The 21,346-nt window shown below is 69.8% G+C and carries 13 protein-coding genes, 4 pseudogenes and 3 CRISPR repeat arrays (1 of these 20 running past the window's edge); of the genes and pseudogenes, 13 read left to right on the forward strand and 4 right to left on the reverse strand.

The features are described 5' to 3' along the window. Positions 1-730: direct repeats of the CRISPR family, unit length 28 nt; unit sequence GAGCAACCCCCGCAGGCGCGGGGACGAC (it extends 5,523 nt beyond the left edge of the window). Between the two features lie 135 nt (positions 731-865). From CRP56_RS45910 to CRP56_RS45950, 10 genes and pseudogenes are all read left to right on the forward strand, one after another. Continuing rightward, a complete protein-coding gene (locus CRP56_RS45910) occupies positions 866-3,826 on the forward strand; it encodes a CRISPR-associated helicase/endonuclease Cas3 (RefSeq protein WP_097276185.1) in 2,961 nt (986 codons plus the stop codon). A 361-nt stretch (positions 3,827-4,187) separates the two neighbouring features. Next, a pseudogene (gene casA, locus CRP56_RS45915) lies at positions 4,188-5,087 on the forward strand (type I-E CRISPR-associated protein Cse1/CasA); the annotation flags it as partial. Between the two features lie 67 nt (positions 5,088-5,154). Further along, positions 5,155-5,847, forward strand: a pseudogene (locus CRP56_RS48990) (type I-E CRISPR-associated protein Cse1/CasA); the annotation flags it as partial. Further along, a complete protein-coding gene (gene casB, locus CRP56_RS45920; protein ID WP_097276137.1) occupies positions 5,844-7,043 on the forward strand; it encodes a type I-E CRISPR-associated protein Cse2/CasB in 1,200 nt (399 codons plus the stop codon). The pseudogene CRP56_RS48990 and the gene casB, both read left to right, overlap by 4 nt. Before the next feature lie 137 nt (positions 7,044-7,180). After that, entirely contained in the window at positions 7,181-8,374 is a 1,194-nt protein-coding gene (cas7e, locus tag CRP56_RS45925) for a type I-E CRISPR-associated protein Cas7/Cse4/CasC (RefSeq protein ID WP_097276139.1), read from the forward strand. After that, positions 8,374-9,171, forward strand: coding sequence for a type I-E CRISPR-associated protein Cas5/CasD (gene cas5e / locus CRP56_RS45930; protein WP_097276141.1), 798 nt, complete (start codon positions 8,374-8,376; stop codon positions 9,169-9,171). The genes cas7e and cas5e overlap by 1 nt, the downstream gene beginning before the upstream one ends. 4 nt (positions 9,172-9,175) lie before the next feature. Continuing rightward, positions 9,176-9,973 (forward strand): type I-E CRISPR-associated protein Cas6/Cse3/CasE, encoded by a 798-nt coding sequence (cas6e, locus tag CRP56_RS45935; protein WP_097276144.1) that lies wholly within the window; start codon positions 9,176-9,178, stop codon positions 9,971-9,973. Beyond that, a complete protein-coding gene (gene cas1e / locus CRP56_RS45940; RefSeq protein WP_218878154.1) occupies positions 9,966-10,955 on the forward strand; it encodes a type I-E CRISPR-associated endonuclease Cas1e in 990 nt (329 codons plus the stop codon). The genes cas6e and cas1e overlap by 8 nt, the downstream gene beginning before the upstream one ends. Continuing rightward, on the forward strand, positions 10,952-11,272 hold the full coding sequence (gene cas2e / locus CRP56_RS45945; protein ID WP_097276147.1) for a type I-E CRISPR-associated endoribonuclease Cas2e: 321 nt from the start codon (positions 10,952-10,954) through the stop codon (positions 11,270-11,272). The genes cas1e and cas2e overlap by 4 nt, the downstream gene beginning before the upstream one ends. A gap of 933 nt (positions 11,273-12,205) precedes the next feature. Then, positions 12,206-13,088: a CRISPR direct-repeat array (repeat unit 28 nt; unit sequence GAGCAACCCCCGCGGGCGCGGGGACGAC). Between the two features lie 92 nt (positions 13,089-13,180). Next, positions 13,181-14,307: direct repeats of the CRISPR family, unit length 28 nt; unit sequence GAGCAACCCCCGCGGGCGCGGGGACGAC. Positions 14,308-14,348: 41 nt separating this feature from the next. Then, positions 14,349-15,491, forward strand: coding sequence for a protein kinase domain-containing protein (locus CRP56_RS45950; protein WP_257042445.1), 1,143 nt, complete (start codon positions 14,349-14,351; stop codon positions 15,489-15,491). A gap of 237 nt (positions 15,492-15,728) precedes the next feature. Here the strand turns inward: CRP56_RS45950 and CRP56_RS45955 are convergent, their stop codons facing one another. Beyond that, positions 15,729-16,322 carry a hypothetical protein gene (locus CRP56_RS45955; RefSeq protein WP_097276149.1) on the reverse strand — a complete coding sequence of 198 codons (594 nt, stop codon included), beginning with the start codon at positions 16,320-16,322 and terminating at the stop codon, positions 15,729-15,731. Positions 16,323-16,582: 260 nt separating this feature from the next. Between CRP56_RS45955 and CRP56_RS45960 the strand changes: the two are divergent. Together CRP56_RS45960 and CRP56_RS45965 are read left to right on the forward strand one after the other, a co-directional pair. Then, positions 16,583-16,714 (forward strand): annotated as a pseudogene (locus CRP56_RS45960) (IS256 family transposase); the annotation flags it as partial. Next, positions 16,711-17,064 carry a hypothetical protein gene (locus tag CRP56_RS45965; RefSeq protein ID WP_097276151.1) on the forward strand — a complete coding sequence of 118 codons (354 nt, stop codon included), beginning with the start codon at positions 16,711-16,713 and terminating at the stop codon, positions 17,062-17,064. The pseudogene CRP56_RS45960 and the gene CRP56_RS45965, both read left to right, overlap by 4 nt. A gap of 72 nt (positions 17,065-17,136) precedes the next feature. Here CRP56_RS45965 and CRP56_RS45970 read toward each other — a convergent pair. Together CRP56_RS45970 and CRP56_RS45975 are read right to left on the reverse strand one after the other, a co-directional pair. Further along, positions 17,137-17,658, reverse strand: a pseudogene (locus CRP56_RS45970) (TetR/AcrR family transcriptional regulator); the annotation flags it as partial. 426 nt (positions 17,659-18,084) lie between these two features. Beyond that, positions 18,085-18,834 carry an SDR family NAD(P)-dependent oxidoreductase gene (locus CRP56_RS45975; RefSeq protein ID WP_097276153.1) on the reverse strand — a complete coding sequence of 250 codons (750 nt, stop codon included), beginning with the start codon at positions 18,832-18,834 and terminating at the stop codon, positions 18,085-18,087. A 96-nt stretch (positions 18,835-18,930) separates the two neighbouring features. On the opposite strand from CRP56_RS45975, the gene CRP56_RS45980 reads away from it, so the two are divergent. After that, complete coding sequence (locus CRP56_RS45980) at positions 18,931-19,809, forward strand: LysR family transcriptional regulator (RefSeq protein ID WP_097276156.1); 879 nt, start codon at positions 18,931-18,933, stop codon at positions 19,807-19,809. Positions 19,810-20,084: 275 nt separating this feature from the next. Here CRP56_RS45980 and CRP56_RS45985 read toward each other — a convergent pair whose 3' ends face one another. Beyond that, positions 20,085-20,990, reverse strand: coding sequence for a replication-relaxation family protein (locus CRP56_RS45985; protein ID WP_097276192.1), 906 nt, complete (start codon positions 20,988-20,990; stop codon positions 20,085-20,087). Between the last annotated feature and the right edge of the window lie 356 nt (positions 20,991-21,346).

Raw genomic sequence — 21,346 nt, forward strand, 5'->3', positions numbered from 1 at the left:
CGGCGAGGTCGCCGTAGCCCATGGCGGCGAGGAGCAACCCCCGCAGGCGCGGGGACGACACCACCCTCGGCCGACGCCGCACCCTCAACCACGAGCAACCCCCGCAGGCGCGGGGACGACGCGCCACGTCGTCAACGCGCAGGATCTGACCGAGAGCAACCCCCGCAGGCGCGGGGACGACGTCAGGCTCAGCGTGTACTTGTGGTTGTGCGGGGAGCAACCCCCGCAGGCGCGGGGACGACGGGGCCGGGTTGCGGGTGGGGTAGGGCCGGCCGGAGCAACCCCCGCAGGCGCGGGGACGACCTCGGGAACACCGAGAACCACGCCCGGCCGGAGGAGCAACCCCCGCAGGCGCGGGGACGACACCGAGGGCGCGGGCTTGGCGTCGCTGTTCGTCGAGCAACCCCCGCAGGCGCGGGGACGACTCCGGAGTCGACAGGCCGGTGACCTTCATCAGGGAGCAACCCCCGCAGGCGCGGGGACGACGAACCGGCTTGGCATTCGTTCTCGCTCTCAGGGGAGCAACCCCCGCAGGCGCGGGGACGACCCGCAGAACGGCTCCAGCAACAAGCTGTCCCCGGAGCAACCCCCGCAGGCGCGGGGACGACAAAAGGTCACTGACCCCAAGGGCCTGGACCAGGGAGCAACCCCCGCAGGCGCGGGGACGACTCCTCCTGGGTGCCGGCAGCTGTCAGACGGTGAGAGCAACCCCCGCAGGCGCGGGGACGACTCTTTGTGATCTGCGGTGATGCTAGCGAGGGGGCTGGTTTTCGTTTACCTGCATTCCGCGTCTGTGTCTTCGTTCGGGGGCGTTGTCAGTGGCGGGGTCTAGTGTGCCAGGGCGCCTGAGTGGAGGGGGTCCGTGGTGGAGCGTGAGGGGTCCGTCGTCCGGCTGATGGAGGCGATGGGGCTGTCGCCGGAGGCTGTTGAACGGGTGTCGCGGCTTTGGGGGAAGTCGGCGGCGAAGAACGGTGGGCGGAGCCATCTGTTGCTGGGGCATCTGCTGGACACGGCAGCGGTAGCAGGGCTGATGTGGGATCAGTATCTGTCGCGGGCGTTTAGGCAGAGGCTGGATGAGATCAGCGGGGGCCGGGGCCGGCTGTGGTTCATGTGGGTGTGCGGTATTCACGACTGTGGGAAGGCGTGCCCGGCGTTCCAGGCCGTGGACGCGGTTGAGGCTGCTCCAGTGCTGGCGTCGGGGCTGACGTGGGGGCGGCTGCCGACCGACCGGCGAAAGAGGTGGCGTCACGATGTCGCCGGCGCCGCGTTGCTGAAGCCGCGGCTGGTTGCCGAGTGGGGAAGCGAGGAAGCTGCCGGATGGATATGGCCGCTGGTGGCCGGTCACCACGGTGCGTTTCCGTCCGTGGGTGGTCTTGAGCCGCCGCACCGAGAGGTACAGGGCCGGGGGCCTGCTTGGGCTGAGGCGCAGCGTGCGGTGGTGGACGTGTTCACCTGTGCTGTCGGTTTCCAGGACTTGGCGGACGTGCGGCCGGTGGCCGATTTGAGGAAGGCGGAGCAGCTTGCACTGTCGGGTCTGATCGTGATGGCGGACTGGATCGCGAGCGCCGGCCGTATGGGCCGGGGACTTGCGGACGCGGAGGCGGTCTCGTTCGACGAGGCCCGGCGCTGTATGGAGGAGCAGTGGGCACGGCTGCGCTTACGTGGTGGCTGGCGGGATCTTGCGCTGCCGCCGACGCAACTGGCCCCGCTGGCGGACCGGCTGGGAGTTACTGCCCGGGCGTCGCAGCGGGAGCTGGTGGAGCGGGCGTGGTCGATGCCGGTGCCGGGGGTCCTGGTCGCGGAGGCGCCCATGGGGGAGGGCAAGACGAAGGCGGCGCTGGCGGCCGCCGAGGTGCTGGCGGCTCGGTTCGGTCTCGACGGTGTGTTCGTGGCGATGCCGACGCAGGCGACGTGCGACCCGATGTACGAGCAGGTGCTGCAGTGGGTGCGCACGTTCGACCCGGAGCTTGAGTCGCAGGTTGCGCTCCTGCATGGACGCCGGCGGTTCAACGCCTGGTGGCGGGCGATCTGGGAGGGAAAGCCGCGCCCGGACAGCGACAGTGATGGCGATGGTGACGGCTGCGAGTGCCAGGCAAGCGACTTCGGGGCCGGGGAGGGGGATGACTTCGGAGCCATCGACGAGGATGCCGATTACGGGATGGCTCTGGCTGAGCCGCTGGCGGGAGGCGGCTCAGCCTCCGGGGCGGACGGTCCTGCGCACTGGTTTCTCGGCCACAAGCGGGGCCTGCTCACCGCGTTCGCCGTCGGTACGGTCGACCATCTGCTGCATGCGGCGACCCGTACTCGCCATGTCATGCTCCGGTTCGCTGGGCTGGCGGGGAAGGTCGTGATCGTTGACGAGGTGCATGCCGCGGACGTCTACATGCGGCAGTTCCTCGTGGAGGCGCTGCGCTGGCTGGGGCAGGCGCGCGTTCCGGTGGTGCTGCTGTCGGCGACGTTGCCGCCCGCTCAGCGGCAGTTGTTCGTGGACGCCTACCTGTCCGGCGTGCTGGGGACGGCGGAGGTGCATCAGCCGGTACCGGAGCCGGCCGGCTACCCATGCGTCACGGTCGCCTACGGCGTGGCCGGTCAGGCTGTGGCCGAGACCTCGCGTGAGGTGGTGCAGTCCTGGCGGGAATCGATGCCGGTGAACCTCGCCTGGCTGCCCGATGTCGAGATCTCCGGTGCGCGGGTGGCGAAGGAGGTGCGCACCTTTGTCGCCGACGGCGGTGTGGCCCTGGTGGTGGTCAATCAGGTCGCCCGTGCACAGGCGGTCTACGACGAACTGTGCGCGGGCGGCTTCGAGGGGGAACTGCATCTGCTGCATGCACGACTGTGTGCCGCGCACCGTGCCGAGCGGACGGCGCAGTGTCTGCGTCTGATGGGGCCGCAGGCCGGTGCGGAGCGGCCGGAGCGCATGGTGGTGATTGCCACGCAGCTCGCGGAGCAGTCCTTCGACGTGGACGCTGACGTTCTGATCACCGACCTGGCTCCCACCGATCTGCTCTTGCAGCGCATCGGCCGGCTGCACCGTCACAGCGGCACGCGCCGCCCCGACGCCCACAGGGTGCCGCGGGTTGTGGTCACCGGTGTGGCGGCAGGCGGGGACGGCGTCCCGCGGTTTCTCCAAGCCTCGGAGGCGATCTACGGCAGGTGGTCTTTGCTGCGGGCGGCGGCTCTCGTCACGCAGAGCGCAGGATCTCTTCCGGCCACCGCGGAAGCGCAGAACGCGCATCCGCGGCCGGAGCAGGGGGCGGGGTGGAGCATTCCCGCCGACGTGCCAGGGCTGGTGGCCCGGGCCTACGGCAGCGATGAGATCTGCCCGGCCGGCTGGCACGAGGCCGAAGCCCTGGAGCAGTGGCAGGCGAAGGAGCTGAAGCGGCAGGCGAAGGCGGAGGAGTTTCTCCTGTGCCGTCAGCGGGAGTGGGCCTTTCCCACCCTCGAGGGCCTGCACTACGCGGGCAGTCGGGCCGCTACCGAGGAACAGCTCGACGCCGTCGTCCGGGACGGCGACCCTACCGTCGAGGCGGTGATCGTCCGCCGGGTTCCCGGCGGCTACCGGGCCTACGACGGCACCTGGCTCGGCGTTAACGGCGAGGTGGACGACGACGAGGTGACCGACCGGCTGATGGGCGGGATCATCCGGCTTCCGGCACGGCTCACCGCAGCCGTTCAGGCCGAGCTGCGCCCTCTGCCGGGGTGGTTGGACCGTCCGTGGCTCAAGTACCGGTTGGCGCTGGTGCTGGAGGACGGCGGCACCGCCTTGTTGGGGGCAGACCGGGTCTCCTACGACGACGTGCTGGGCCTGGTCGTCGAGCGAGGGTGAGCGGGAGGAGTGTGCGGAGCGTTCCCGCGGCATCCATCGACCCCGCTCGTGCGGGGACCACATGAAGCAGTGAAAGGGAACACCCCCGGCATTGCGGGGAAGCGGGAGCGCTCCGCACGCCCACCAAGAGCCTACTGAGCCTTTGGCCACAGCTGAGGAGTTGGCGAGAATTCGCCGCCACGAGAACGGCCAATCAGCTTGCAAGCATTGAAAGTTGTGTGGAACCGTGATGCACGACAAAGCGATGCGTGCCGGGGGGAATTGCATCAAACTGCCGTCCTCATGTCCGGGGGGACGTGGGGCCAACCTCATGGAGGGGGGAGCCGCCATGGACGTCAACGGAGACTTGGTCCACGGCGCGATGCTGACCGTGGTCGATGTGGATGGGTCCACTCGGCACGTCGGTCTGCTGGGCGCGTTATCCGAAGCACACAGGATCCGGCGCCTGGAGCTGCCGGTGCACACGATGCTGCCAGTGGTGCTCCGTCAGTTGCTACTGCCGGTCATGTTCGACGCCCTCGGGGTGCCACAGAGCCGGCAGGAGTGGGGGGAGCGGTTTTGCCGCGGGAGGTTCTCGACGGAGGAACTCACGCGCATCAGCCAGTACCTGGGTCCCGGCCGTTACGGGGACAGGTTCCGGCTTTTCGACACGGTGCGCCCGTTCGCACAGGTCGCAGAGTTGAAAGCGCTGAACGGCGAGACCAAGTCCGCAGCGCAGTTGGTGCCGTCGATCGCGTCCGGAAACAACGTGCCCCTGTTCAGCGCGCTGTGTGAGACGGACGAACTGCTGCTGACGCCCGGCGACGCCGCACTGTGGCTGCTGCATGCGCACTGCTGGGACACGGCGTCAATCAAGACCGGCGCCGAGGGCGACCCGCAGGCGAAGAACGGCAAGACAACCGGCAACCCGACCGGGCCTTGCGGCCAGCTCGGTGTCATCGTCCCCACCGGAGCGACGCTGTACGAGACGCTGCTGCTGAACACGCCGGTGCTGCCCGACGGTCTCAAGCCCGGTGACCGACCGCAGTGGGCCTGGGACGAGCGTCCGGCGAGCCTCGGCTGCACGTCGCCGGCCACCCCCACCTGGTCGGAGCGCCCGGCGAGCGGGCTGCTGGACCTCCTGACCTTCCAGGCGCGCAGGGTGCGCCTGTTCACCTGCGAGACGCAGCAGGGGCTGCGGGTGAACCGGGTGATCGTGTCCGCCGGCGACCGCCTGGCGCGCACCCCCCAGGACGAGCCGCACACCGCATGGCAGCACACGGCCAAACCGAAGAAGGACCAGCCGCACCAACGGCCCCGCCGGCACACCTCGGGCCGGGCAGCCCTGGCAGGGACTGAGCACCCTCCTGGCCATGACCCTGCCCGAGCAGGGCGACGGACCCTACACGTCACTGCTGCTGCAGCAGATCGGGAATCTGCAGGCCGAGAAGGTGCTCTCCCCACGCTACCCACTCGGTGTGGAGACCTCGGGTCTTGAGTACGGCACGCAGTCCGCCGTGGTGGAGAACGCCATCGGAGACGACCTGCCCCTGCCCGTCAACGCCCTGCTCGCCCAGGACAAGTGGCTGCGCGAAGCCCTGCTGGAATGCGTCGAGCAGGCCGACCGGGTCGCCCGCGCGCTCGACGCCCTCAACAACGACCTGCGGCGCGCCGCGGGCGGCGATCCACTGCCCAGGGACAAAGGCAGCAGGCCCTCCGCCCAGTTCCTGCACTCCCTGGACCGCACCATGCGCCGCCTCCTCGTCGGGCTGCGGACTGTCGGCGAGGACGACGGCGACCTCCTCGAGCGCGCCCAGCTGGCCTGGGAGCAGTCCGTGCAGATCGCCGCGAACAGGGAAGCCGACCTGCTGCTCGCCGCCGCCCCGCCGCGCGCCGTCGTGGGCCGCACCGTCAGGAACGGGGAGAGGGAGTTCGTGTACCGCAGCGGCAAGGCCATCGGCATCTTCCGGGCGCAACTCGCCGAGATTCTGCAGCGGGCCGCTGAAGAACGCCGCGCCACGACGACGGAGGCGGCGCTATGACCTCTCTTCCCAGCACGCGCACGAGGCGTTTCTCGACGGGCCGGGCGCGGCCGTTCTTCTGGGAGGAGGCTGCCAGGGACTGGCAGGTGCGGCGCGTTGAACGACGGCGCCCGGAGTTCTGCGAGTACATCGCGCGCAGCCTGAGGGCCGTGCGTGAAGGCGTGGGCCAAGAGGCCGGCACCGCCGCGTCCATGCGCACCCTCCACCGTGTCTTTCTCCCGGACGAGGGCGCGGACCTTCTAGACGACGCCTACGTCGCCGAGCACTACGCACTGACCCTGTTCGGCCTGCACCAGCACGCCGCGTCCGAACTCGTCCACCAGAGCGGCATCGGGCTGGGCACCGCATGTCTGCGGCTGCGCCAAAGCGAAGCCCTGACGCAGTCCGCGGTGGAACGGCGGCTGACCGCGGCCGCCACGGCCCAGGACCTGCACGAATTAGCACAGCACCTGCAGCGGCTCGTACCGCTGCTGGCGCGGGCGGGCGTCGGCCTGGACTACACCCGCCTGTTCTGGGAGCTGGCCCGGTGGGACGGGCCGGAAAGGAACCGCACCCTGCGGGCCTGGGGCCTGCAGTACACCGACCCGGGCATCCCCCTTCCCCGCAGCGGCGAGGACGAGGACGAGCATGGCGCCGGGACGGGCCGTGAGCCCGCACCGTACTGGACGACGTTCGGCCCCGGCGGGGAGATGGGTGCGGAACTGGCCGCGCTGGGCTCAGGCACCGGACGCGAGGCAGGGACGGTGGCCGCCATGTGGGCGTTCTATCGCACCCGCATGACGTTCGAGTTGCGTGACAAGGGAGCCCTCACGCGGGACCTGGCGGCCGAACATGCAGCGCTCACCCTCTTCGCCCGTCACCAGCAGACGCACGTGCGCCCGATGCACGTCGCCGGCAACAGCCCGGGCACCGCCGCCGGCCTGCTCGCCAAGAAGGCGGCCGCCGACGGCGCGGGCAAGAGCGCCACCGTGGCGCTGCACAGGCGCTTCGGTGTCCTGCTCACCTCCGTCGACGTCGACGAACTCGTCATGCATCTGCGATCCCTCATCCCGTTGCTGAACCAGGCCGGCGTCGCACTCGACTATGACCTGCTCCGCAACGCCCTGCGTACCTGGGACGACCCTCGCCGCCCCGGCACCGCCACGTTTTTCCGGCAGCGCTGGGACCGCGACTTCCACACCGCGGCGACGTCCTGACGCCACTGCCCAAGACAGCCGGCCACACGGCCGCACCGCGTTCGCGGCCCGCCCGAAACCCCCCTCTCCTCCCGCCCTTTCGACCCTCACACCTGAGTGCCGCCTCGGCGGCGCCCCTGCCCCCAAGGAGCCAGGCCATGAACCAGCCGAACCTGTTCGTCGAGGTGCACATCCTGCAGAGCCTGCCGCCGTCCAACGTCAACCGGGATGACTCCGGCACGCCCAAGCAAGCCGTCTTCGGCGGTGCCCGCCGTGCCCGCGTCTCCTCGCAGGCGTGGAAGCGCGCGACCCGCATCGAGTACGCCCGGCAGGTGCCCGAGGCCGACCGGGCCACTCGCACCAAACGAATCTCCACCCTGCTCGCCCAGCGCCTCGCCCGCCCTGCCGACAAGGGCGGCGCCGGCCTTACGGAGGAGCAGGCCGACCGCCTGGCCGCCGCACTGCTGGAGCCGCTCGGCATCACCAAGTCCTCGAAGAAGGAAGACCAGTCTGCGTACCTGCTGTTCTTCGGCAAAAAGCAGCTCGACGCCCTGGTGAAGCAGCTCGACGGCCGTGCCGCCGCACTGGCCGCCCTGCCCGACGACGAGCTGAAGGACGAGGTGAAGAAGCTCTCCGTCGTACAGACGCTGTCCACCGGACACCCGGCAGAGGTCGCTCTGTTCGGCCGCATGGTCGCCGACCTGCCCACGCTGAACGTGGACGCCTCCGTCCAGGTCGCGCACGCCCTGTCCACCCACGCCGTGCGCACCGAGTTCGACTACTACACCGCGGTCGACGACGAGAACACCGAGGACCACGGCGCCGGAATGATCGGCACCGTCGAGTTCAACTCCTCCACCCTGTACCGGTACGCCGTCCTGGGCGTACACCAGCTCCGCGACAACCTCTCCGACGCCGCCGAGACCCGCGAGACAGCCGTCCGCTTCGTCGACGCCTTCGCACGCTCCATGCCCACCGGCCACCAGAACTCCTTCGCCCACCGCACCCTGCCGCACCTGGTACTGCTGACCGTCCGCACCGACCAGCCGGTCAACCTGGTCTCCGCATACGAGGAGCCCGTCACCGGCGTCACCGGCCTGGCCGCGGAATCCGTCGTGCGCCTCGCCGACGAACTCACGGCCGTCGGCCAGACATGGGGCACAAGGCCGCTGCGGACGCTGGCCACCTACACCACCGAAAACGACAAGATCAACGAGGCGTTCGGCTCCTCCCTGCCCTTCCCCGCCCTCCTCGACTCCATGGCCACCCTGGTCGGCGACTGGCTCGACGGCAAAGAACTGGCCCCGCCCACGACCGCGGAGGCTGGCAACAGCGTGGAGGCCGATCTCTGATGACCGGCACCGAGCACGCGGTCCTGGTGCTGCGCCTGGCCGCCCCCCTGCAGTCCTGGGGCGGACCGTCCCGCTACAACCGGCGCGAAACCCGCCCCCAGCCCACCAAGTCCGGAGTCCTCGGCCTCCTGGCCGCCGCCGAGGGACGCGACCGGGAGGCGTCCATCGCCGACCTGCTCGGACTTGAGCTCGGCGTCCGGGCCGACCAGCCGGGCACCCTCCTGCGCGACTACCACACCTACAGCGACTACCGGGGGCTCCCGCTGCTGTCAGCCAAGACCAACGCCAAGGGACAGCAGACCCGGACCACACCCCCCAAATACACCGGCATCACCCAGCGCTTCTACCTCCAAGACGCCGTCTTCGTCGCAGCCCTCCGCGGCCCGAAGACCCTCATGGAGAGCCTGGAAGAGGCCGTCCGGCATCCCGTCCACCCGCTGTCCCTGGGCCGCCGCTCCTGCCCGCCCACCGGCCCCGTCAGTCTCGGCCTGCGGCCCGACACGGCCCTGGAGTTCGCGCTGAACGAGGTGCCGTGGCAGGCGGGCAGCCACCGCCGCCGCCAGGTCCAGGACACCATCGTGTCCCTGGAGGCCACCGTAGAGGACCCGGCCGGCGACCACCTCGCCGTCGACGTCCCCGACACCTACGACCTCAAAACCGGAACCACCTTCGGCCGCCGTACCGTGCGCCACCTCTGGGTCACCGTGCCCACCGGCCGCCCCCGGCCACCCCACCCCGCACCGGACTCCGGCGCCGGACAGTCCGGCCACGACCCGTTCGCCCTTCTGGGCTGGTGACCACATGCCCTACCTGTCGAAGATCGCCCTCAACCCGCGCCGCCGGGCCGCCATCTCCCTGCTCTCCAGCCCCCACCGTCTGCACGCCGCCATCCTGGCCGGACTGGCCGTCCAGCCCGTCACCGAGCGCGTCCTGTGGCGTCTGGAGAACAACAACCCCAGTCGCGCCGAAGTCCTCGTCCTCACCGAGAGCCGCCCCTCCTGGGCCCACCTCGTCGACGACGCCGGCTGGCCCGGAGCCGACGGAGGCGACCCACTCATCGCCGACTACACGCCCCTGCTCGAGCGCATCGCCCGCGGCCGCGAGTTCGGCTTCCGCCTCACCGCCAACCCCGTCCAAAGCGTCGCCCGACCTACCCGGCCCAGCGAGCAGCAGGCTGCCCGCCTGAAGGAAGGCGCCGACAACGGCAACCGCCCCCGCGGCTTCCGCGTCGCCCACCGCACCGTGCCCCAGCAGCTCCAGTGGCTCCTCAAGCGGTGCGAACGCCACGGCTTCGCCATCCCCGACGCCACCGCCACGCCGCCCGCCCCCGGCCTGAAGCCGGCCGGCGCAGACGACCTGGACCTGTCGGCGGGGCCGGCGGTCACCGTCGTCAGCCACGACATCCTGCGCTTCAGCAAGGGCAAGGCCGGACCCCGCGTCACTCTGTCGACCGCCACCTTCGAAGGGCGGCTGCGCGTCACCGACCCCGACGCCCTGCGCGCCACCCTCCTCGGCGGCATCGGTCCCGCCAAGGGCTACGGGCAGGGGCTCCTCACCCTGGCCCCGCTCCGCCCCACCGAGGATGCCGGCCGTGGCTGAACCGTGGTGGCGCACCGGCCCACATGACGTCCACCGGCTCGAGGACCGCATCAGCAGCCTCTACGCCGAACGCTGCCACATCGACCGCGATGACAACGCCATCGTCCTGGTCAACAAGGCCCGCACCATCCACGTCCCGGCCGCCTGGCTCGCAGTCCTCCTGATAGGCCCCGGCAGCCGCATCACCCACCCCGCCGTCACCCTGCTCGCCGACTCCGGCACCGCCGTGTGCTGGGTCGGCGAGCACGGCGTACGCCTCTACGCCACCGGCACCGGCATCGCCCGCGGATCCCAGCTCCAACTCCGCCAGGCATGGCTGGTCACCCGCCCCAAAGAACGCGTCGCCGTAGCACGCCGCATGTACGAGATGCGCTTCCCCGGGGAAGACACGACCGGTCTGACCCTGCAACAACTCCGGGGCCGAGAAGGCACCCGCATCCGCCGCCTCTACGCCCAGCACTCACAGCGCACCGGCGTGCCATGGACCAAGCGTGACTACAAGCCGGGAGACGCTTTCGCCGCGGGCGACGACGTCAACCGCCTCCTGTCCGCTGCCAATTCCGCCCTTTACGGCATCAGCCACGCCGCGATCACCGGACTCGGTGCCAGCCCCGCGCTCGGCTTCGTCCACACCGGCAACGCACTCTCCTTCGTGCTGGACATCGCCGACCTCTACAAGGCCGAATACACCATCCCGCTGGCCTTCGACCTCGCCGCCCAGGGCTTGACCTCGGAACGCGACGCCCGCACCGCCCTGCGCGACGCCGTCGTCCAGGGCAAGCTCCTGCCCCGCATCGTCGCCGACATCAAACAGCTCCTCGTACCCCAAGGCAGCGACATCTCCGACGAGGACCTAGGCGCCCTCTGGGACGACGGTGACACCGTCGTCAGCTGCGGCCGTAACTGGAGCGCCACAGCGCACCTCGACATCCTCCCGGAACTCGCCGAACCGGACACCTCCGCCAACGAGGAGACAGCATGAACGCCGGCACGACCGTGGTGGTCCTCGTCGCAGCCCCGCCCGGCCTGCGCGGACACCTCACCCGGTGGCTCGTCGAAGTCGCCGCCGGCGTTTACGTGGGAAACCCGAACCCCCGCATCCGCGACAGACTGTGGAACGTCCTCGCCGAACGAATCCATGACGGCCAAGCAGTCATGATCGAACCCGCAACGACTGAACAAGGCTGGACCACCCGCACTGCCGGCCGCGAACGCTGGATGCCTGTGGATTTTGATGGCCTCACCTTGATGGCCCGCCCCCGTCAGAGCGGGCAGTCCTGGAGGCCCACGAACGGGTAGCACGGCCAGCTTTCGCAGTGCACGCACCGGCCTCCAGGCTGCATAACCGAACCCCGGGCCCGAAGCCGCATCAGATGCTGCTTTCCTCGCCTGAGGGGGTGGTTCAACCGCCTGGCCTGTACCTGAGCCCTGGTTGAGAAAGCAGCCAAGGCCGGCTGGCTAGTCCAAGTTCTCGCTGAACGGTCCGCTGCCGTTGGGGTGTTGGCCTGTCGCTCCGTTGACGGGCGCCCGCCCCGGACGGTTATCCCAGCCACGCGGTGAGAAGCGCATAGTCGCTATCGGTGAGGCCAAGGCAGGACTCAACCCGGTGGACCAAGGCGCGTCCCCCCATGATGGGAGGCGATCCAGGCGCGATCACGCGGCGGTCGCTGAGACCGTCACGGAACGCAGGCGCCGGGTTCTGACGGGACGTCTTGCTCAGGGTCTTGCTGGGGGTACGTGGCCGGGGACCATCCCAGTGGGGGCGCGGCCAACGCGGCCCTCGGGCTCGCGGTCGGCTGCGTGGAGGGACCCCGCGGGCGCGGGGACGACGGGAGGCCGAGATAGACGTTCTCCCAGTAGTGGGAGCAACCCCCGCGGTCGCGGGGACGACAGCCTGTCCGAGGCGTGAAGTGGGCCGATCTCGAGCAACCCCCGCGGACGCGGGGACGACTGGCAGGCGGGGCACAGCCAGTCCTTGAAGTCCGAGCCACCCCCCCCGCGGGCGCGGGGACGACTCAATGACACGGTCCGTGGTCCGGCTGGCCGTGGAGCAACCCCCGCGGGCGCGGGGACGACCGGGAGGTCGAGGCCACCGAGTCCGCGCGGCTGGAGCAACCCCCGCGGGCGCGGGGACGATTCGACCCCCGCCATCGGCGAGGGCATGCCCCGCGAGCAACCCCCGCGGGGCATGGGGACGACTCGCGGATGGCGCGGGCGATCTCCTTGAGCCGCGAGCAACCCCCGCGGGCGCGGGGACGACAACGGGCAGGACGTCGCCGCCCAGATCCTCTGGGAGCAACCCCCGCGGGCGCGGGGACGACCGGTCGCCCCGGTTGATGCCCTGCACGAATGCGGAGCAATCCCCGCGGGCGCGGGGACGACGCCACCTACGGCGTGCCGACGTCGGCCGCGCTGGAGCAACCCCCGCGGGCGCGGGGACGACGCGCTCTCCAGGACGGCGACCGCCAGGGTCCCCGAGCAACCCCCGCGGGCGCGGGGACGACACGACGCGCCAGCGATAGGCCGGCGAGGGACTCGAGCAACTCCCGCGGGCGCGGGGACGACTCCACGCCCCCGATCTCCGCGAACCGCTCCCGGGAGCAACCCCCGCGGGCGCGGGGACGACGAGACCCGCGAGGCGCTCGCGGTCATGGGCCAGGAGCAACCCCCGCGGGCGCGGGGACGACCCGTTCGGGGAAGCCAGACGCGGTGATCGATGGGAGCAACCCCCGCGGGCGCGGGGACGACTGCTCGCCCGGGTCCGGGATCGGCTGGGCCGGGGAGCAACCCCCGCGGGCGCGGGGACGACTGCTCGCCCGGGTCCGGGATCGGCTGGGCCGGGGAGCAACCCCCGCGGGCGCGGGGACGACGGTTCATCATCGACGCTCGCCCCTCGCGGGTGGGAGCAACCCCCGCGGGCGCGGGGACGACTTCATGGAACCGGCCGAAACGGTGTAGGTCTGCGAGCAACCCCCGCGGGCGCGGGGACGACCAGTACGCCGAAGTCCCGCTGAACGCACACCCGGAGCAACCCCCGCGGGCGCGGGGACGACGCTGTGTTCCACCTACGAGGGAAAGCCCAAGGCGAGCAACCCCCGCGGGCGCGGGGACGACATCCACCCAGGCGCCGAAGAAGCGCGCGAAAAGGAGCAACCCCGCGGGCGCGGGGACGGCACCCGGAGAAGGGACGCGCCAACGTCCCGATGAGAGCAACCCCCGCGGGCGCGGGGACGACAACCCGCCGCCGGGCGAGTGCCGTCAGTGCTGGGAGCAGCCCCCGCGGGCGCGGGGACGACGGGCTCGCGTTCGGCGCGATGGCCAAACCTGGGGAGCAACCCCCGCGGGCGCGGGGACGACCCGAGCGCTCCCCCGTTCCCCGGCCGCGCGTGCGAGCAACCCCCGCGGGCGCGGGGACGACGACGACTCCGGCCGCCGTCCACCCGGCGAGCCGGAGCAACCCCCGCGGGCGCGGGGACGACCGACGCGTACGAACCGGATATCGCCGATTCGTAGAGCAACCCCCGCGGGCGCGGGGACGACAAGCCAGCTGAGCCATTTCCAGCTGGCCCCGGGGAGCAACCCCCGCGGGCGCGGGGACGACGTGCTGGCAGCGTAGAGCTTCACGGTCACCGTCGAGCAACCCCCGCGGGCGCGGGGACGACGGACCCGACGGGCCGCGCGCGCCGACAACAGCCGAGCAACCCCCGCGGGCGCGGGGACGACGTGGCGTGGGTGAATGACGCGCTGGAGGTGCAGGAGCAACCCCCGCGGGCGCGGGGACGACGGTCGGCTTCGTTGCGTAGAACAACGCAAGGCAGAGCAACCCCCGCGGGCGCGGGGACGACGGGTGACGGAACGTCACCCCTTCGGGTAACGAAGGAGCAACCCCCGCGGGCGCGGGGACGACAACATGGCCAACTCCCCCAAGCACAACGTCCCGGAGCAACCCCCGCGGGCGCGGGGACGACCCGGACGGATCTAAGGCACTCCCGCACAGAGGAGAGCAACCCCCGCGGGCGCGGGGACGACGACGTGGGTGAGGGAGATGTAGGCGCCGTGGTCGAGCAACCCCCGCGGGCGCGGGGACGACTTAGATGAACACACCATCTGGCGTTTGAGTCACGAGCAACCCCCGCGGGCGCGGGGACGACAGTTCTACCCCGCGGACTCCCGCTCGAAGTCGGGAGCAACCCCCGCGGGCGCGGGGACGACTTCCGAAGCCTGGACAAGCGAAAGGCCCGGGAGGAGCAACCCCCGCGGGCGCGGGGACGACCGGAAGCTGTCGCACTGGAGCTGGACGGTGCCGGAGCAACCCCCGCGGGCGCGGGGACGACTTGTAGGTGTCGGGACCGTCCTGGACGGCCGGTACCGGCTGATCGAGCCAGTCGGTGCAGGCGGGTTCGGGCAGGTGTGGCGAGCACACGACCCGAGGGTCGACCGCCAAGTGGCGGTCAAAGTCCTCACCAGCGACGGCAGCACGGACCACGACCGGCAGGTCGCCCGCTTCGCCCGCGAGGCCGCGGTCGCTGGCAGCCTGTCCCATCCGCACATCGTCACCGTGCACGACTTCGGCTCCGCAACGCACCACGGACGGCCTTACGCCTACCTGGTGATGCAACTGCTCACCGGCACATCGCTCAGCTCCGTCATCGAGGCCGGAGCGCTGCCCCTGCCGACGGCCCTGTACACGGCGTCCTGCGTCGCCGACGCGCTGAGCGCCGCACACGAGGCCGGGCTGACCCACCGGGATATCAAACCGTCCAACATCATGGTCCGGGACGACGGCGAGGCGACGGTCGTGGACTTCGGCATCACCAAAGGGAACGACGCACGGCACGACATCACCACCGCCGGCGTGCTGATCGGCACGCCGGCGTACATGGCGCCCGAGGCGCTGTCCGGAACCTTTGACTACCGCTCCGACCTGTACTCACTCGGCTGCTTGCTCTTCGAGACGGTCACCGGACGCCGGCTCTTCACCGGCACCTCCTGGCAACTGATCAACCAGCACATCAACGAACCGCCCACCCCACTGGGGATGCTGCGCCCGGATGCCCCTGTGGAGCTGGAGCGGCTCGTCAACCAGCTCCTGGCCAAGGACCCCACCCGGCGGCCGGACAGCGCTGGTGCGGTCTACGACCTCCTCGAAGAGATCAACGAGCGCTATTTCGGCGCCACCCGGCCCATCGAGGATCCTCCGCCCGACCGCGGCGCCGACATCACGTCCGAGGTCTCCATCTCCGCTGGCGAAGCCGTCTACGGTGCGGTCGTCTCCCTGCGTATCACCGCCAGCGTGAACTGTCCTGCCTGCGCCCCCACCGGCGACGAAACAAGGGTCCTGGACTGCCTCACATGCCGGGGAGAGGGCAGAGTCGTCTCCAAGCGGCGCACCTGCAAAATCCGCATCCCCGCCGGCGTCAAGAACGGGCAGAAGCTCCGGATCAGAGAACTGGGCGCACCAGGACAGCAGGGTGGAGCACCCGGAGATCTGTACGTCACCGTGCACGTCATCAGCTGAGCGAAGGCAGCAGCACAAGGCTGGCCGACGGGCATGCCGGGCAATGACCTCAAGCGGGCTGCTGTTCCGGCTTCTTCGCAGTGGTGGAGGAGCCGGTCGAGGATCGCGGTGGCAACGACCTCGTCGCCGACGTTCAACTCCGCTGCGGTGATCGGGCTGGGCTCCCTTGCCTTCCGTTCAGGCACGCGCGGCGTTGAGGGGCCGGGCAGCAGGGGGGTTGGGCATCGACGGGCCGGGTCAGGAACTGGCCGGTTCGGGCTGGCTTTCGGTCTTGGCTGGTGCTGGCTGCGTCGCGTCGGCTGCCGTGTAGAAGACAGAGGAGCCCTGTTTGGTGCGCTGGGCCTGGCTCTTGGCCACGAGCCCTTCGAGCGTGGTGCGCACGACGGTGGTCTTGATGGTGCGTTTGGGGTGTTGCTGACCCAGCGAGGTGGCGATTTCGGCAGCGGAGCGGGGTTCGTTCTGGCCTGCCAGGTGTTCTCGCACGAGGTCGACAAGCGTCGGCGATGCCGACGGTGCGGCCGCCGCCTTCGCGGCCTTCTTGCCAGTTCGATTCCCGGCTGCGGGGGACTTCTTGGCTGTGCCCGATGCGCCTGCTGCCTTCTTACGGGCGGCTGGCACCGTCGCGACGGGCTCAGGCGCAGCGGTGGTCGCGGAGACGCCGAGGACCTGCTGAATATTCACCAGAACGGTGTGGTCGTGCTGCAGAGCAGCCAACTGCGCCTGAAGCGCTTCGATTTCACCGCTGAGGCGTTCTTGCTCCTTGAGGTTGCGTTCAAGGTCGCCGGTCACCTGCGTGCTGTACTGCGAGGTCAGTTCGGTGGTTTGGGACATGGCGCTCACACCCTTTCTGGGCGCCGCGGTCAGTGCGTGCGCGGCGCCTGCGACATTCAACGTGTGCTTTTGCGCTTGGTGCTGTGAGAGCAGCACCAGTTACCGCCGCACAGTTCTGATAGTGATACTACGCACGACACCTGCATTGTTCTCGGTTGCCGCTGAGACCGAGCAGACTCATCCCGACCGCGCCCCCGCGCCCGCCAGCAACTCGAAGAGGTCTTCGCGAACGCATCGATCGCCTTGTTGTCGGCGTGCGTGTGTTCAAGCTCGTCGAGTCCGCCCAGACACGCTGGCGCGCGATTACCGGCGCCCATCTGGTACCCCTGGTCCGCACCGGCGCCCGGTTCGAGAACGGCATCCTGGTCGAGCGAAAGGAGCAGGCCGCGTGAACACAGCGAAGGACTACGGGGACTGTCAGATCTACCTACGAGGCGGCAATCGCGAGTCCGTGACCGCGCTCGTCGCGGCGACTCTCGGCGCCTCCGTCGACGATCACTACACGATCCGAACAGGTCGGATGGTCTTCGAGATCCGGGACAACCCGGACGACGGGCTGGCCGCCGACTTCATCGGGTGGCCGTTCACGATCGAGGCGCAAGCCGACGACTCCGCCCCCGTCCTCGTCGAAGCGGTGGCACACGTGCTCACAGCATTCTGGAACCGCGGCCTCGACGCCGTTGCCGCCTGTGACTTCGAGGACGAGCTCCCGGACCTCGGCGGACGCCCGCGCTATCGCTGAACCACGCCCAATCCACAGGTCTTGACGGGTTCAGTGGTTCGTGCGTCGAGCGTAAATACCGCTCGCCCACGGTCAGGTGCTGTCCGGTGCTGCGGATGCCAGCCGTGCCGCTGGCGGTAGTGGTGCGTGCTGAGGGCAGGCTTCGAACTCCTGGATCACCAACCCTGCGAAGCGTCGGGAGGCCTTGACCTGGCTGGCGGTCGATGTGGCGTGGATCCCCTTGTTAGCCATGAGTATGAGAATCAGGTCGTCGAGGACGAAGTCGGGCCGCAGGTGCCCCGCTTCCTTGGCTCGCTGAGCCAGTTCGGCGACTGCTTTCACCGTGTACTCACGGCCTGCGGCGACATCCTTCACCTCCGGGTAGGTCGACAGGAAGGCTTCGGTGAAGCCCCGATCGCGTGCGTGCAGCTCACAGATCCTCTCGATCACCAGGCACAGGCCACACCCCGGATCAGGATCGGCGCACCCCTCGTCGACAATGGCGCGACATGCATTCAGCTGGTCCGCGAAGGCCTCGGCGACCAGCATCTGCTTGGTCGGGAAGCGACGGTACAAGGTGGCAGGTCCCACCCCGGCACGCCGCGCGACCTCCCGTCCCAAGACAGCTTGCGGTAGGGGGCTCTCTGATGTCGGTGTGATGCTGTTCGTGAGGCGGGTCAGGGGGATGAAGGCGGTCGCCGGACGGCGCGACGCTGCTGGAACTGGAATCCGCCAAGTCGGATCTGCAGGACATCCTGAACAATCTTCAGGAACATGAACAGCGGGTGCGCACGGAGTTCCGTCAAGTCCTTGATGAGCAAGCCCGCGTGGCAGCGGAGCTGAACGGTCTGACCTCGCTCCTCGAACAGGAACGGGACGACAAGGAGCGACTGGAACGCGAGTCGCCTCGCTGAAGCGGCGGCAGCGTGCGGCACTGAGTGAACAACTCGACGACCTGCGGGCCCAGTTCTCGGAGAGCGACCTCAACGACCGGCGGGCCGTGCTCAACTTCGACTGGGCCCGCTACGAGGAATTGCTCCGTCAGCGGGCGAACGCCGAAGTGAGTCGGCTGCGTGAACAGCTGCAGCGGACGCTCTCGGACCCACCTGCCTGAACGCCGATAGCGGTGCGGCACAGGGCTGTGGTGGGCGGGCGCTGATGAAAGGCCGTGGTGCGGCCCTGTGCCCGGGCTCGTGTGAAGTCGGTTGCGACATACCCAGGGCACGCCACGTTCACGATGATGTTCGAGTCGGCAAATCGGCGGGCGTACTGTGCTGTGACGCTGTTGAGCATCGACTTGGAGGGTGCGTAGGCGGCCATGACCGGGCCGGTCTGCAGCGTCAGCGAGCCCATGTTGCTGGACATGTTGACGATCCGGGGCGACGAGGCACGGCTGAGCAGCGGGAGCATCGCGTTCGTCACCCGCACGACCCCGAACACGTTCGTTTCCAAGACCGTTCGCAGGACGCCGAGGTCGAGGGTCGAGGGGTTCTGCGCCCCGTCTTCGAACCGGCCGGAGATCCCTGCGTTGTTGACGAGGACGTCGAGCCGCCCGGCTTCCTTCTCGATGCTCGCCGCCGCGGCGACGACACTGTCGTCGGAGGTGACATCGAGGGCGACGCCGAAGGTCTCAATGCCTGCGGCACGCAACCGCTCCACTGCCTTCTGGCGTCGGATGTCGTCACGCGCCCCCACGGCGACGGTGAAGCCGAGGGCTCCGAGACCCTGAGCGATGGCGAAGCCGATCCCCTTGTTCGCGCCGGTGACCAGGGCTGTCTTGGTGTTGTTCATGCTGTCTATGCTCAGCGCGTGGCGTCCGTTTCGTCCAATATCGATCAAGTGCGCTGTGATACCCGGCGGGTATCACGAGGTGGGTAGGGTAGGTGCATGGACGACCTGGAGACCCGTGAGCTGCGGTACTTCGTTGCGGTCGCCGAGGAGCTGCACTTCGGACGCGCGGCTCAGAGGCTCGGGATCGCGCAGCCACCGCTGTCGCGCGCCATCCGGCAGCTGGAACGCCGGCTCGCCGTCCAACTTCTGGACCGGGACCGACGGGGGGTGGCCCTCACCGACGCCGGCGACGTGCTGCTGCGCGAAGCCCGGGTGGCCCTCGACGCGGTCGCGGCTGCTGCGCGCCGGACCCGGCGGGCAGCGGATCTCCGGCGGCCGCTGGTACTGGTGACGAAAGCTGGCGCATCACACGAGCTACTGCAACGACTCCTCGCCTCGTCGGCGGCCGACACCGATACGGCGCCGATCGAAGTCGTCCTGTGCGAGGTCGGTGAGCAGGCGCAGTTCCTGCGTACCGGGCGCGCGGATGTGGCCCTCATGCACCGGCCGGTCGACGACCTGGCCGGGTTCGATACCGAAGACCTCTGTACCGAAGGCCAGGTCGCCCTCCTCCCGTCGGGACACCCGCTTGCCGCACGCCCCCAGCTCACCCTTGCGGATGTCGGCAACGTGCCGGACCTTCCCATCGCCCGATGGCCTCGGCTCGACGGCTCCTACCCCGACGGCCCTGGGCCAGAGGTGCACACTCAGTCACAGCTCGCTCAGCTAGTCGCGCTCGGCAAGACCCTGCTCGTCATCCCTGCCTCCAGCCGCGCCTGGCAGTGGCCCAACCATGTCGCGGTGCCCGTCGTCGACGCCCCGGACATCACTACCGTGCTCGCATGGCCAGCTGGCCACCACTCATCGGCTCTCGCCGCACTGGCCCGAGCCGCGGCCGGGGTTCGCAACACGCCACCAGCTGCGCCCACGCCCTGAACCTCCTAGCCACCCGACGTCGCGGATGTCCAACGGGGGACCAACCAGAGCTTTATCGTCACCAACCTCTGTGAACAGAACACCTAGCCACAGGTTCCAGGGGCCCCGCAGCCGTGGTACGGGGGGCCAGGGTGGCCAGGACGCTGAGGACGGCCAGTTCCGCGAGGCGGATACGTCGTCAGCGCTATGGGCGCCGGAGGTCTGGCGCTGCTGGACCCTTGTAGCCAAGAGCAGGGGTGTATCCGCGGCGCCGACCAGCTTCTGGTGGGGTCTGATCACAACTCAGTCCACGGGCGCGGTTCGCCTCCGGCCAACGGTACCCACACCGGCGCGGAAGGGCCGTGCTTCTCGATGTCCTCCAGGACGGTGGCACCCAGGGGGACCTCCCGGGCGAGGGCCGCGACGAGCGGGTGTTGGGCGGCCATGGCCTGCAGGTCGCTGATGCGGTCTTCCAGCCTGGCTCGCGAAGCATTGGTGAGGACGAACAGGAGCCGGGGGAAGACCGGGTACCAGCGCAGCCATGCAGGGCCGGTGGACGTGGGCCTGCGGCGGCCGACGGGCTGGGCTTCGTACTGGAACAGCCGGGCGTATTCGATGAGTTTCACGGCCAGGCGCTCGCTGCTCATGGTGCTGCGATCAACTTCCACGAATGCGCGAAGTTTTCGCCGGAGTTCGCTGTCGAGGAGGGTGTAGTGCATGACGGCGTCCGCGATGACCTTTTCTCCGTCGCCGATGGGGTGGGATACCTCCGGCGTCCAGTCCAGGTAGCTGTGCTCGTCACCGCGGTGACGAGCGTCGGCGGCGAACGCCAGGTGTGTGCGGACCACTGTGAGCGTGTGTGGTGTTTTTAGCGAGGCGGCTGTGGCGGACGTGATCGGATACGGGGGTCGGCCTCGCAGTGCTGGGAGGTCCCGGGTCAGGCGGGCGCCCTCGCTTGTGAGGTACCAGGCGCGGGTGCGGTTGGACCGGGGGAGCACTGCGTAGTCGACGAGGCCCTCCTGGCGCAGGTTGTTCAGTGGGGTGGAGACGGTCTGGCGGGCGACGCTCGGCCGTACCAGTTCGTGGAGCTGCCTGGTGGTGGCGATCCGGTGCTGGGCGAGCGCGTACAGAAGCTGATGGGGCAGCGGCTCGGCGGGACTTGGGGTGTAGGGCGAAGCGGGCTCGGTAGCTGCGGCAGTCACTTGCACCCCGTCGCGTTGGAGCGTTGGGGCTGCTGGCTCGCGGCCATCGAACGGGTCGGCCCCCTTGCTGGTGCCCCGGCGGTGGGAAACACGGTCAACTCCTCGGTCGGAAGGCGAGTCCTGGTGACCTTGAGACAACCCGTCGCCCCCGACCCGACCACCGACCACGAGGCCCCGACCACGGTCACGATAGGGATACAACGGGCGTGGTCGGCCCGACCATGCCCCGGACGTTGCTGGCTTGGGCGCCTCGACTCGGCTTCGCCGAGGGTCGACGGGTAGCCGATCGTGGCGATCTGCCAGCGCCAGGGCTCCGGACAGTACGGGCTGGCGAGGTCACGTCAACCAGGTCAGGA

This window comes from Streptomyces sp. TLI_55, from assembly GCF_900206255.1.
Lineage (GTDB): Bacteria > Actinomycetota > Actinomycetes > Streptomycetales > Streptomycetaceae > Streptomyces > Streptomyces aquilus.

Coding starts and splice junctions, on each gene's coding strand:
- casB (WP_097276137.1), top strand. CDS start 5,844: ATGACCTCTCTTCCCAGCACGCGCACGAGGCGTTTCTCGACGGGCCGG.
- cas6e (WP_097276144.1), top strand. CDS start 9,176: ATGCCCTACCTGTCGAAGATCGCCCTCAACCCGCGCCGCCGGGCCGCC.
- cas2e (WP_097276147.1), top strand. CDS start 10,952: ATGAACGCCGGCACGACCGTGGTGGTCCTCGTCGCAGCCCCGCCCGGC.
- CRP56_RS45955 (WP_097276149.1), bottom strand. CDS start 16,322: ATGTCCCAAACCACCGAACTGACCTCGCAGTACAGCACGCAGGTGACC.
- cas7e (WP_097276139.1), top strand. CDS start 7,181: ATGAACCAGCCGAACCTGTTCGTCGAGGTGCACATCCTGCAGAGCCTG.
- cas5e (WP_097276141.1), top strand. CDS start 8,374: ATGACCGGCACCGAGCACGCGGTCCTGGTGCTGCGCCTGGCCGCCCCC.
- CRP56_RS45975 (WP_097276153.1), bottom strand. CDS start 18,834: ATGAACAACACCAAGACAGCCCTGGTCACCGGCGCGAACAAGGGGATC.
- CRP56_RS45980 (WP_097276156.1), top strand. CDS start 18,931: ATGGACGACCTGGAGACCCGTGAGCTGCGGTACTTCGTTGCGGTCGCC.